General features: G+C 57.6%; 13 protein-coding genes. 8 read left to right on the forward strand and 5 right to left on the reverse strand.

Annotation, left to right across the window (positions count from 1 at the left end):
- Positions 1-56: 56 nt before the first annotated feature.
- A complete protein-coding gene (gene rpsT / locus HMPREF1024_RS0127070; protein WP_002887965.1) occupies positions 57-320 on the reverse strand; it encodes a 30S ribosomal protein S20 in 264 nt (87 codons plus the stop codon).
- Between the two features lie 329 nt (positions 321-649).
- On the opposite strand from rpsT, the gene ribF reads away from it, so the two are divergent.
- The 7 genes from ribF (at position 650) to HMPREF1024_RS07605 (ending at position 7,843) form a co-directional block, all read left to right on the forward strand.
- Positions 650-1,588, forward strand: a complete 939-nt coding sequence (gene ribF, locus HMPREF1024_RS07635) for a bifunctional riboflavin kinase/FAD synthetase (protein WP_002887969.1) — start codon at positions 650-652, stop codon at positions 1,586-1,588.
- A 43-nt stretch (positions 1,589-1,631) separates the two neighbouring features.
- The gene (gene ileS, locus HMPREF1024_RS07630) at positions 1,632-4,448 is read left to right on the forward strand and encodes an isoleucine--tRNA ligase (RefSeq protein ID WP_004212580.1); all 2,817 of its coding nucleotides are present in this window, start codon (positions 1,632-1,634) and stop codon (positions 4,446-4,448) included.
- On the forward strand, positions 4,448-4,948 hold the full coding sequence (lspA, locus tag HMPREF1024_RS07625; RefSeq protein ID WP_002887973.1) for a signal peptidase II: 501 nt from the start codon (positions 4,448-4,450) through the stop codon (positions 4,946-4,948). Before ileS ends, lspA begins: the two co-directional genes overlap by 1 nt.
- A 115-nt stretch (positions 4,949-5,063) precedes the next feature.
- On the forward strand, positions 5,064-5,513 hold the full coding sequence (fkpB, locus tag HMPREF1024_RS07620; RefSeq protein ID WP_002887976.1) for an FKBP-type peptidyl-prolyl cis-trans isomerase: 450 nt from the start codon (positions 5,064-5,066) through the stop codon (positions 5,511-5,513).
- Between the two features lies 1 nt (position 5,514).
- The gene (gene ispH, locus HMPREF1024_RS07615; RefSeq protein WP_002887979.1) at positions 5,515-6,465 is read left to right on the forward strand and encodes a 4-hydroxy-3-methylbut-2-enyl diphosphate reductase; all 951 of its coding nucleotides are present in this window, start codon (positions 5,515-5,517) and stop codon (positions 6,463-6,465) included.
- A 67-nt stretch (positions 6,466-6,532) separates the two neighbouring features.
- Positions 6,533-7,447: a ribonucleoside hydrolase RihC gene (rihC, locus tag HMPREF1024_RS07610; RefSeq protein ID WP_009309185.1), complete on the forward strand. Its 915-nt coding sequence runs from the start codon at positions 6,533-6,535 to the stop codon at positions 7,445-7,447.
- A 30-nt stretch (positions 7,448-7,477) separates the two neighbouring features.
- Positions 7,478-7,843: a DUF805 domain-containing protein gene (locus HMPREF1024_RS07605; RefSeq protein WP_009309187.1), complete on the forward strand. Its 366-nt coding sequence runs from the start codon at positions 7,478-7,480 to the stop codon at positions 7,841-7,843.
- Here the strand turns inward: HMPREF1024_RS07605 and HMPREF1024_RS07600 are convergent.
- Positions 7,791-8,720 carry a LysR family transcriptional regulator gene (locus HMPREF1024_RS07600; protein WP_009309189.1) on the reverse strand — a complete coding sequence of 310 codons (930 nt, stop codon included), beginning with the start codon at positions 8,718-8,720 and terminating at the stop codon, positions 7,791-7,793. The two genes, HMPREF1024_RS07605 and HMPREF1024_RS07600, sit on opposite strands and share 53 nt — an antisense overlap.
- A 92-nt stretch (positions 8,721-8,812) precedes the next feature.
- Between HMPREF1024_RS07600 and HMPREF1024_RS07595 the strand changes: the two genes are divergently transcribed.
- Positions 8,813-9,442: a hypothetical protein gene (locus HMPREF1024_RS07595; protein WP_009309191.1), complete on the forward strand. Its 630-nt coding sequence runs from the start codon at positions 8,813-8,815 to the stop codon at positions 9,440-9,442.
- Positions 9,443-9,447: 5 nt separating this feature from the next.
- On the opposite strand, the gene HMPREF1024_RS07590 is transcribed toward HMPREF1024_RS07595, so the two are convergent.
- From HMPREF1024_RS07590 to HMPREF1024_RS31805, 3 genes are all read right to left on the reverse strand, one after another.
- Complete coding sequence (locus HMPREF1024_RS07590; RefSeq protein ID WP_004222618.1) at positions 9,448-10,152, reverse strand: response regulator; 705 nt, start codon at positions 10,150-10,152, stop codon at positions 9,448-9,450.
- Positions 10,145-11,773: a sensor histidine kinase gene (locus HMPREF1024_RS07585; protein ID WP_004151379.1), complete on the reverse strand. Its 1,629-nt coding sequence runs from the start codon at positions 11,771-11,773 to the stop codon at positions 10,145-10,147. The genes HMPREF1024_RS07590 and HMPREF1024_RS07585 overlap by 8 nt, the downstream gene beginning before the upstream one ends.
- 171 nt (positions 11,774-11,944) lie before the next feature.
- Positions 11,945-12,414: sodium ion-translocating decarboxylase subunit beta (locus tag HMPREF1024_RS31805; RefSeq protein WP_114148237.1), on the reverse strand; the 470-nt coding region annotated here is incomplete at its 5' end.

A 12,414-nucleotide genomic window follows, 5' to 3' on the forward strand; every position in this document is an offset into this window, starting at 1 on the left:
AGGCATAAAAAAACCCGCTTTCGCGGGTTTTTTCACAAAGCGACAACAAGCAGCGATTAAGCCAGTTTGTTGATCTGAGCGGTCAGGTTAGCCTTATGACGCGCAGCTTTGTTTTTGTGGATCAGACCTTTAGCAGCCTGACGGTCCACGATCGGTTGCATTTCGTTAAATGCTTTTTGTGCAGCAGCTTTGTCGCCAGCTTCGATAGCTGCGTATACTTTCTTGATGAAAGTACGCATCATAGAGCGACGGCTAGCGTTGTGCTTGCGAGCCTTTTCAGACTGAACGGCGCGCTTCTTAGCTGATTTGATATTAGCCAAGGTCCAACTCCCAAATGTGTTCTATATGGACAATTCAAAGGCCGAGGAATATGCCCGTTTAGCCTTCTTTTGTCAATGGATTTGTGCAAATAAGCGCCGTTTAACACCACAGCGCTTCATTACGTAGTGATGGCGCAAGATTCTACCAGCTTGTTGCAGGCGAATACAGCTTTTCCACCATAAAAATCGCCGGGGGCGGGCGGTTTTCCCGCTTACCCGCGCTGAGTGAATGAATTCCTGAGAACTTTCGTTGCCGAGGAGCAATCGCTGGTTAACGTTGACAGTTGTACAAGGTATACTCGGACGATTTTCACTGTTTTGAGCCAGACATGAAGCTGATACGCGGCATACATAATCTCAGTCAGGCCCCGCACGGGTGCGTGCTGACCATTGGCAATTTTGACGGCGTGCATCGTGGGCATCAGGCGCTGCTGCAGCGATTGCGCGAAGAGGGCCGCCAGCGCGGTTTACCGGTCGTGGTGATGATTTTTGAACCCCAGCCGCTGGAGCTCTTTGCCGCTGATAAAGCCCCGGCGCGATTGACCCGCCTGCGTGAAAAGCTGGGCTATCTGGCTGAAAGCGGGGTTGACTATGTATTGTGCGTTCGCTTTGACCGCCGGTTCGCCGCGCTAACCGCGCAGGATTTTATCAGTGAACTGCTGGTGCGTCGCCTGGGCGTGCAGTTCCTCGCCGTTGGTGACGATTTCCGCTTTGGCGCTGGTCGCCAGGGGGATTTCTTGTTATTACAAAAGGCGGGGGCGGAATATGGCTTCGACGTCACCAGTACCCAAACCTTCTGCGAAGGCGGGGTGCGAATCAGCAGCACGGCGGTACGCCAGGCGCTGGCCGATGACGATCTCCTGCTGGCGGAGACGCTGCTCGGCCATCCGTTTAGCATCTCCGGACGCGTCGTGCATGGTGATGAACTAGGCCGAACCATAGGTTTTCCGACGGCGAACTTACCGCTGCGTCGTCAGGTTTCCCCGGTTAAAGGGGTCTATGCGGTAGAAGTGACAGGGCTGGGTGACAAACCGATAGCGGGCGTCGCCAATATTGGCACCCGTCCAACGGTTGCGGGCGTGCGTCAGCAGCTCGAAGTACATCTGTTGGACGTTGTAATGGACCTCTACGGTCGCCATATCAATGTAATACTGCGTAAAAAGATACGTAACGAGCAGCGGTTTGCGTCGCTGGACGAGCTGAAGGCGCAAATCGCACGTGATGAGTTAACGGCCCGCGAATTATTTGGGCTGACCAGCCAGGCCTGAGCCACTGGTGTTTATCAAACCGAAATACGGAACCGAGAATCTGATGAGTGACTATAAATCGACCCTGAATTTGCCGGAAACAGGGTTCCCTATGCGTGGCGACCTCGCCAAACGCGAACCGGGAATGCTGGCGCGTTGGACCGATGATGACCTGTACGGCATCATTCGTGCAGCCAAAAAAGGCAAAAAAACCTTCATTCTGCATGATGGCCCTCCTTATGCGAATGGCAGCATTCATATTGGTCACTCGGTAAACAAGATTCTGAAAGACATTATCGTTAAGTCCAAAGGACTGACGGGCTATGACTCGCCTTACGTTCCGGGCTGGGACTGCCACGGTCTGCCGATCGAGCTGAAAGTGGAGCAGGAATACGGCAAGCCGGGTGAGAAATTTACCGCTGCCGAATTCCGCGCTAAGTGCCGCGAATATGCCGCCGAGCAGATCGATGGCCAGCGTAAAGACTTTATCCGTCTCGGCGTGCTGGGCGACTGGTCGCATCCGTACCTGACCATGGACTTCAAAACCGAAGCCAACATCATCCGCGCGCTGGGCAAAATCATCGGTAATGGCCACCTGCATAAAGGCGCCAAACCGGTGCACTGGTGCGTAGACTGCCGTTCCGCGCTGGCGGAAGCGGAAGTGGAGTATTACGACAAAACCTCTCCGTCTATCGATGTCGCGTTCCACGCGGTAGACAAAGCCGCGGTACTGGCGAAATTCGGCGTAGCCGACGTCAACGGTCCGGTGTCGCTGGTTATCTGGACCACCACGCCGTGGACCCTGCCGGCCAACCGCGCTATCTCTCTGTCTCCTGAGTTCGACTATGCGCTGGTGCAGGTTGACGGCCAGGCGCTGATCCTGGCGAAAGACCTGGTTGAGAGCGTAATGAAGCGCGTTGGCGCGACGGACTACACTATTCTGGCGGCGGTACAAGGTTCTGAGCTTGAGCTGATGCGCTTTAAGCATCCGTTCCTCGATTTCGACGTGCCGGCGATCCTTGGCGACCACGTGACGCTGGATGCCGGTACCGGTGCGGTGCATACCGCTGGCGGCCACGGTCCGGACGACTACACCATCAGCCAGAAATACGGTCTGGAAATCGCCAACCCGGTTGGCCCGGACGGCGCTTACCTGCCTGGCACCTGGCCGTCTCTGGACGGCATTAATGTTTTCAAAGCCAATGACATCATCGTTGAGATGCTGCGTGAGCGTGGCGCGCTGTTACACGTTGAGAAACTGCAGCACAGCTATCCATGCTGCTGGCGCCACAAGTCGCCGATCATCTTCCGCGCCACTCCGCAGTGGTTCGTGAGCATGGATCAGAAAGGCCTGCGCGCGCAGTCGCTGAAAGAGATCAAAGGCGTGCAGTGGATCCCGGACTGGGGCCAGGCGCGTATCGAATCGATGGTCGCTAACCGCCCTGACTGGTGTATCTCCCGTCAGCGCACCTGGGGCGTGCCGATGTCGCTGTTCGTGCATAAAGAAACCCATGAACTGCACCCGCGTACCCTTGAACTGATGGAAGAAGTGGCAAAACGCGTTGAAGTTGACGGCATCCAGGCGTGGTGGGATCTCGATTCCCGCGACATTCTTGGCGATGACGCCGACAGCTACGAGAAAGTGCCGGATACCCTCGACGTCTGGTTTGACTCCGGGTCGACCCACTCTTCCGTGGTTGACGTGCGTCCGGAATTCGCCGGTCACGCCGCCGATATGTATCTGGAAGGTTCTGACCAGCATCGCGGCTGGTTCATGTCCTCGCTGATGATTTCCACGGCGATGAAAGGCAAAGCGCCATATCGTCAGGTACTGACCCACGGCTTCACCGTCGACGGTCAGGGCCGCAAAATGTCCAAGTCTATCGGCAACACCGTTAGCCCGCAGGACGTGATGAACAAGCTCGGCGCCGATATCCTGCGCCTGTGGGTGGCTTCCACCGACTACACCGGCGAAATGGCGGTCTCTGACGAGATCCTCAAACGCGCTGCGGACAGCTATCGTCGTATCCGTAATACCGCGCGCTTCCTGCTGGCGAACCTTAACGGTTTCGATCCGGCGAAAGACATGGTTAAACCGGAAGAGATGGTGGTGCTGGACCGCTGGGCGGTCGGCTGCGCGCAGGCGGCACAGGAAGATATCCTGAAAGCCTACGAATCCTACGACTTCCATGAAGTGGTGCAGCGCCTGATGCGCTTCTGCTCCATCGAGATGGGCTCGTTCTACCTCGACATCATCAAAGACCGCCAGTACACCGCCAAGGCGGACAGCGTGGCGCGTCGCAGCTGTCAGACCGCGCTGTTCCATATCGTGGAAGCGCTGGTGCGCTGGATGGCGCCGATCATGTCCTTCACCGCAGATGAAATCTGGGGCTATCTGCCGGGCGAGCGTGAGAAATATGTCTTCACCGGCGAGTGGTATGAAGGTCTGTTCGGCCTGGCCGACGACGAAGCGATGAACGACGATTTCTGGGATGAGCTGCTGAAGGTGCGTGGCGAAGTCAACAAGGTGATCGAGCAGGCGCGTGCGGATAAGAAAGTCGGCGGCTCGCTGGAAGCGGCAGTCACGCTGTATGCTGATGCCGATCTGGCGGCTAAGCTCAATGCGCTGGGCGATGAATTGCGATTTGTCCTGTTGACCTCCGGGGCGAACGTCGCAGACTATGCGAGCGCGTCCGCTGATGCGCAGCAAAGCGAACTGCTCAAAGGGCTGAAAGTCGCATTGAGTAAAGCTGAAGGTGAGAAATGCCCGCGCTGCTGGCATTACACCACCGATATCGGCAAGGTGGCGGAACACGCGGAAATCTGCGGACGCTGTGTGAGCAACGTCGCCGGTGACGGCGAGCAACGTAAATTCGCCTGATGAGTAAATCGATCTGTTCAACGGGGCTACGCTGGCTGTGGGTGGTCGTAGCCGTGCTGATTATCGATCTGGGCAGCAAATTCCTGATCCTCCAGAACTTCGCTCTGGGGGAGACGGTTCCGCTGTTCCCGTCGCTTAATCTGCATTATGCCCGCAACTATGGCGCGGCCTTTAGCTTTCTCGCCGACAGCGGCGGCTGGCAGCGCTGGTTCTTTTCCGGGATCGCGATCGGTATTTGCGTAGTGCTGACGGTGCTGATGTACCGTTCGAAGGCGACGCAAAAGCTGAACAATATTGCCTACGCGCTGATTATCGGCGGCGCGCTGGGCAACTTGTTCGATCGCCTGTGGCATGGCTTTGTGGTCGATATGATCGACTTCTACGTCGGCGACTGGCATTTTGCCACCTTCAACCTCGCCGATAGCGCGATCTGCATCGGCGCAGCGCTGATTGTGCTGGAAGGCTTCCTGCCGAAACCGACTGTGAAAGAGCAGGCGTAAATCTCAATGCCGGGTGACGTGACGCTTACCCGGCCTACAGAATTTTTGGCCCCCGTAGGCCCGGTAAGCGTAATGCCGCCGGGCACCGGGTGACCTAAACAAGCGAGCAATTTGCATGTCTAAATCCGTACAGAGCAACAGCGCGGTACTGGTGCACTTCACTCTGAAACTGGACGACGGCTCCACTGCCGAGTCCACCCGCAGCAACGGCAAACCGGCGCTGTTTCGCCTCGGCGACACCTCTTTGTCTGAAGGGCTGGAGCAACAGCTTCTCGGTTTGAAAGAGGGGGAGAAAAAGGCCTTTTCGCTGGAGCCTGACGCCGCCTTTGGCGTACCCAGCCCGGACCTGATTCAGTATTTCTCTCGCCGCGAGTTTATCGACGCTGGCGAGCCGGAGATCGGCGCGATTATGCTCTTTACCGCAATGGATGGCAGCGAAATGCCTGGCGTGATCCGCGAAGTGAACGGCGATTCCATCACCGTTGACTTCAACCATCCGCTGGCCGGGCGCACTGTTCATTTTGATATTGAAGTGCTGGAGATCGATCCGGCGCTGGAGGAGTAACATGCAGATCCTGTTGGCTAACCCGCGCGGTTTTTGCGCTGGCGTTGACCGCGCTATCAGCATTGTAGAAAACGCGCTGACGCTGTATGGCGCACCGATCTATGTTCGTCATGAAGTGGTGCACAACCGCTATGTGGTGGATAGCCTGCGCAAGCGTGGCGCCATTTTTATCGAACAGATCAGCGAAGTGCCGGACGGCGCGATCCTGATTTTCTCCGCCCACGGCGTGTCGCAGGCGGTACGCAACGAAGCGAAGAGCCGCGACCTGACGGTGTTCGATGCCACCTGTCCGCTGGTGACCAAAGTCCATATGGAAGTCGCCCGCGCCAGCCGCCGCGGCGAAGAGTCGATTCTGATTGGCCATGCCGGCCACCCGGAAGTCGAAGGCACCATGGGACAGTACAACAACCCGCAAGGGGGGATGTACCTGGTCGAGTCGCCGGAAGACGTGCTGAAGCTGGAAGTGAAAAATGACGCCCGGCTGTCGTTTATGACCCAGACCACGCTCTCCGTCGACGATACCTCGGATGTGATTGACGCCCTGCGCGCGCGTTTTCCGAAAATCGTCGGCCCGCGCAAAGACGACATTTGCTATGCCACCACTAACCGTCAGGAAGCCGTGCGCGCGCTGGCGGAGCAGGCTGACGTGGTGCTGGTGGTCGGGTCGAAAAACTCCTCCAACTCTAACCGCCTCGCCGAGCTGGCGCAGCGGATGGGTAAGGCGGCTTACCTGATTGACGACGCCTCCGATATCCAGGAAGCGTGGGTCAAGGATGCGGCCTGCGTCGGCGTGACGGCGGGCGCGTCGGCGCCGGATATTCTGGTGCAGAACGTCATTACCCGCCTGCAGGAGCTGGGCGGCGGCGAAGCCGTGCCGCTGGAAGGCCGGGAAGAGAATATCGTCTTTGAAGTGCCGAAAGAGCTGCGTGTGGATGTCCGTGAAGTAGAGTAAGTTCTTTCCTCCAGCAGTATGAGAAGATGCCAGACTTAACGTCTGGCTATTTTTTTAGGGAGAAACCATGCGCTTACCAATCATTCTTGATACCGATCCGGGCATCGACGATGCCGCCGCCATTGCCGCGGCGCTGTTCGCGCCTGAGCTGGATCTGCAGTTGATGACCACCGTAGCGGGCAATGTCTCGGTGGAGAAGACGACCCGTAACGCGCTGCAATTGCTGCATTTCTGGAATGCCGATGTACCGCTGGCGCAGGGCGCGTCGATGCCGCTGGTGCGTCCGTTGCGCGACGCCGCCTCGGTGCATGGCGAATCCGGCATGGAGGGGTATGACTTTGTTGAGCATCAACGTCAACCGTTGGCGAAGCCGGCCTTCCAGGCTATCCGTGATGCGCTTATGCATGCTGCCGAGCCGATCACCCTGGTGGCGATTGGCCCGCTGACCAATATAGCGCTGCTGCTGACCCAGTACCCGGAATGCGTGTTTAATATTCGCCGGCTGGTGATCATGGGCGGCTCGGCGGGCCGCGGCAACTTCACGCCGAATGCGGAATTCAATATCGCTATCGACCCGGAGGCCGCCGCGAAAGTGTTCCACAGCGGGCTGGAGATTGTGATGTGCGGGCTGGACGTCACCAACCGGGCGCTGCTGGCGGCGGATTATCTGGCGACGCTGCCGACGCTGAACCAGACCGGTAAAATGCTCCATGCGCTGTTTAGCCACTATCGCAGCGGCAGCATGAGCAGTGGTCTGCGCATGCACGACTTGTGCGCTATTGCGTGGCTGGCCCGCCCGGAACTGTTCACTCTCCAGCCGTGCTTTGTGGCGGTGGAGACGCAGGGGACCTGGACCACCGGCACCACGGTGGTGGATATCGAAGGACGACTGGGCCAGCCGGCGAACGCCCAGGTGGCGCTGGACATCGACGTCGAAGGGTTTCAGCGCTGGGCGGCGGAGGTGATTGCCCTGGCGCCGTGATATATCACTCGATTTTCAAGGAGAGAAGCAATGACCTATGGACAGGCGTATTTGAGCGGCTGGAAAGAGACCTTTAACTTTAGCGGACGCGCCAGCCGGCAGCAGTTTTGGACGTTTTTTCTTATCAATGTGCTGATCGCCGCCGCGCCAGTGGCCGCCTGGAGTCTGGCCACCCTTGTTGACCCTCACTACGGGATCCTCAGTTTTGTTGTCATACCCTTTGCGGCGCTGTGGCTGCTGTTGATGGCGCTCCCCCTGCTGGCTGTAGGCTGCCGGCGGATGCATGATATCGGCCGCTCCGGGATCTGGTTTGTGTTGGGAGTTATCATTCCGTGGTTTGCAATTATTTCGCTGGCTCTGTGCTGCCTGCGTTCAGCGCCGGCACCGTCTCGCTGAGATAATCGATCATCGCCCGCATCCTGGCGGGCATATGCTTATCTCCCGCCCACAGTAGCCACAGGTCGCCTGAGTAGCTGCTGATAAATTCCCACTCGGGCAACACCTGCACGATGTCGCCGTTCGCCAGCGCCTCACGGGCGGTGAACAGCGGCAGGCTGCCGATCCCTAAATGCTGTCTGACCGCGTCGAGGCGTACGGCGGTATGGTTGGCGGCGTACCGCCCGTAGGTTTGCACCGTTTCTGTTTTGCCTTCCCGACGGAACTTCCAGCGCGCATCGGCGGGCGTTTCGCCAAGGCTAATGCAGCTATGCGAGCGCAGATCCTGCGGCGTGTACGGCGTACCGTGCTGCTGTAAATAGGCCTCAGTGGCGCAGATAACGTGCCTGATTGGCATCAGCGGTTTGCCATGCAGGCCGGGGGAGGGGGTATCGGTGATGCGTAGCGCCAGATCAATACCGTCATCGATAAAATCGAGAGGGCGATCTTCCAGCCGCAGGCAGACGTCCACCTGCGGGTAGCGGTGGAAAAACGCCATCATCAGCGGGTGGATCACAAAGCGGCCGACGGCTTTCGGGACGCTGAGCGTCAGCTTTCCCTGGGCGACCGTTTGGCGACTGCCTGCGGAATCCATTGCCTGTCGCGCCGCTTCCAGCATCTGCTGGGCATGCTGATATATCGTTTCCCCGGCATCGCTAAGACGCAGCTTGCGGGTGGTACGCTGCAGCAGTTTACAGCCCATCTCTCGCTCCAGCCGTGACACGCTGCGGCTAACGGCTGAAGGGGTAATGCCGTTCTGGCGGGCGACGGCGGAGAAGCTGCCCTGGTCGACTATCTGAACGAAAAGAGCGAGGTCGGGCAGGAGGTTCAGATTCATTTGTGCTCCCGGAGCAAGAGTGCATTGGCGGGTGGTGGGATTATCGCTGTCGGCATTAATAATATACTGGCCGGACAGAGAGGAGAATCACTATGACTGAACGGGTTTATTACACCAGCGATGCTACCGACGGGCGCGCCCAGATCATCGCCTGCACTGCAGAAGCGGATGGCCGTTACGCCATCGAACTGGATCGGACGCTGTTTCACCCGCAAGGGGGCGGTCAACCGGCGGACCGTGGATGGATTGCCGGGCAGGTGGTTGAGACGGTGGCTGTGCGCGGCGAAAGGGTGTTGCATATTCTGTCGCAACCCCTTCCCCTCGGTGAAGTGGAGATGAAAATTGATGCCTCCGCGAGACAGCTGCATGCTCGTCTGCATTCTGCCGGCCACCTGCTTGGCCTGGCGGGCGAACAGCTTGGCTGGCAACCGGTGAAAGCGCACCACTGGCCCGGCGAAGGGCGGATAACCTTTACCAGCAGGAATAGCGCCGCGCTGCCGGACGCCAGTGCGCTACTGGCGTTAGTAAAGGCATGGCAGGCGCAGGACTTACCGCGTCAGGTGACGTTCGCTGATGGCATGCGCAAGGTGGGATTCGGCGAGCTGCCAGCCTATCCCTGCGGAGGCACCCACGTCGCCCGTCTGGCGGAGCTGGGCGACATTGTCATTAGTCAGATTAAGATGAAGAAGGGGCAGCTGGTGGTCAGCTACACCCTGGCGTAAGCGTTTTATCTCTGCTCAGGATAGGTCTGCTTGCCGTGATAGATACGCTCAGGTCGGCCAACCTTGCCGTAGCTGATTTCCGCTTCCAGAAAGTCGTTCTTCACTCCTTGTTCCAGATAACGGCGAGCGGTGGTTTTGCTGCTGCCGAGGATACGGGCCAGCGAGTCGGCGGTATGCACCACCGTCGGGTCGGCAAACAGCTGGAGCACGCGCTGAAAGGTGCTTTCATCGATCCCGCGCAGTGGTGCGCTGGCGGGTTCCGTTTGTTCCCGGGCCTGAATATTAAACAGCGCGTCGACATGGAGCTGGCTGGCCTGTTCACTGGAGCGCAGCGAGCTACGATAGCGGGCAAAGCGCTCCAGCGTGTGCTGCAGGCGCTGATAGTGCACCGGCTTAATCAGGTAATCAAACACCCCAAGACGCAGCGCTTCGCTGATGGTTTCCATGTGATTATCCGCAGTAATAAAGATAATCCGTCCCTTGTAATGTGTACTGACTGCATGGCGGATCAGATCGATACCTTTGCCGTCGGGTAAAAAATTATCCAGCAGGATCAGCTGCGGTTGATACAGTCTGAGCTGTTTCCTGGCGCTCTCAAGCTTATCCGCAATACCAATGACGTCGAACTGGGGAAACTGTTTAATGTTATCCACCAGGATCTCCGCCAGCATAGGTTCGTCTTCAACAATAAGAGTAGTGATGCTATCCATGATGTTCATCTCGGGTCAGGGGGATATAAAGCGTAAAAATGGTGCCAAAAGGAATATTATTTTCGACGACGATACTGCCGCCTGCTTGTTCCACGTAGCTGCGTACCAGCCAGAGTCCGATACCATGATCTTTGCTGGCGCTGCTGGTGACGCCGCGCTCGAAGATCCGATCGCGCAGCGCCTCGTCAATGCCGCATCCCTGGTCGGCGATCTCAATGATCACCTCCTGGCCATCACTGTTGATCAGGCATTCGATCTGTTTTGAACCCTGCGGTTGACGCAGGCTGGCATTGTAGGCGTTATCAAGTAGATTCCCCACGATCGAGATCCATTCGTTGTGCGAAAGGGCGGTAGGTAATCTATCAACGAAGCAGGCCGGATCGAAAATCAGCTCAAGTCCAAGCTCTTTGGCCCGGTAATATTTGCCGATCAACAGCCCGGCCAGGTGGTTGTCCTGGAAATTGCGTGCAATAAAATCGATCACCTTCTGGTGACTTTCCGACTGCTGTTGGATCAGTTCCAGCGCTTGGTTATAGCGTTTAAGAAACAGCAGACCGGCGATAGTGGAGATCAGATTGCGATGCTCATGCTGTACGGCGCGCAGGTTATCGGCATATTGTTGTACCTGGCTAAGCTGCAGGCTAAGGGTGTTGATATCGTCTTTGCTGCGAAAGCTGATCACCCAGCCCTGTGGCTCATTGTTTAAGATCACCGCCATCCGGCTGGCGATCACTTTGATCTGATTGAAGGTAACGATCTCGTCTTTTTTATTGGTCTGTGGCGCATCGTAGAAGAAGACCTCCTGCGAGATAACGCTGCTGATCCGTTTGCCGATAAGCGTCGGTTCCGGCTGACTCAAATTGAGCAGGCGACGCGCAGTCTGATTAATCGCAGTGATTTTATAATCGGAGTCGATGGCGATAAGCCCTTCGAACACCGATTCAAACAGCACGCTTTGCTGGATCAACAGCTGTGACAGCTGCTGGGGTTCCATATTGAGCATCTGTTTTTTGATATGTAGTGAGAAGCGGCGGGCGCAAAAGAGCAGAAGCAGTAACATGATGGCCATCGGGATCAGCAGCGAACTTATCTGCAGGCTGAGCCAGTTTTCCAGTTGCTCAATGGTATAGCCTACCGACACAATGCCGATCACCTTGCCGGTTGCGTCCTGAATCGGCGATTTACCGCGCAGCGACGATCCCAGCGAGCCTTTGCGCACTGACACGTAGCTTTTAGCGTTTATCAACGCCTCATCGCTATCGCCGCCTTCCATCGATTTGCCGATTTCATCAGGATTGACGTGATAGAGGCGCTGGCCGCTGGCATCACCGACGGTGATGTAGGTGGCGTCGGAGAACGAACGCATGGGGTCGATAAGGGCTTTGATTCTGGCGAGATCGCGTTTCTGCACTGCCTCCACCAGCTCCGGCATCGCCGAAATCTGCATCGCCTGAATCAGCGCCCGTTGCCCGACCTGATAATGCAGACGCTCCTCGGTAATGTCTGTCAGATACCATGACATCGCCAGCATGACGATCGTCGAGGTGAATAAGATCAGCAGGAAGATGCGATTCTGAAACGATCGCCTGGCAAACCAGTGGGTGATTTTTCGGGTATACATTGGGTAGATAGACATTAAATTGTTATTCTCCCCGTTTTGCGCCCCCGGCGCCGACAGGTGGAGCACAGAACAGAAAATTTCAGACATGTGCCCGGCCCCGTCATGCCAGGAGTGGGTATCAAATCAGCCCGGAGGTGGGGCGACAGCCACACCTCCGGGAAGGATGCCGGCCTACATCGCCAGCACGTACTTGAGCATCACCCCGGCGGCGATCGCCGAGCCGATCACCCCCGCCACGTTCGGGCCCATGGCGTGCATCAGCAGGAAGTTCTGCCCGTCCGCTTCCAGACCCACCTTGTTCGACACCCGCGCCGCCATCGGCACCGCCGACACCCCCGCCGAGCCGATCAGCGGGTTGATTTTGTGCCGGCTGAACACGTTCATCAGCTTCGCCATCAGCACCCCGGCCGCGGTCCCCACGCAGAAGGCGATCACCCCCAGCACCAGGATCCCCAGCGTCTGCGGCTGCAGGAACTTGTCCGCCACCAGCTTGGCCCCCACCGACAGCCCGAGGAAGATGGTGACGATGTTGATCAGCGCGTTCTGCACCGTATCGCTCAGCCGCTCCACCACGCCGCTCTCGCGCATCAGGTTGCCGAAGCAGAACATCCCCAGCAGCGGCGCGGCGTCCGGCAGCAGGA

Source organism: Klebsiella sp. 4_1_44FAA (assembly GCF_000238715.1).
Lineage (GTDB): Bacteria > Pseudomonadota > Gammaproteobacteria > Enterobacterales > Enterobacteriaceae > Klebsiella > Klebsiella pneumoniae.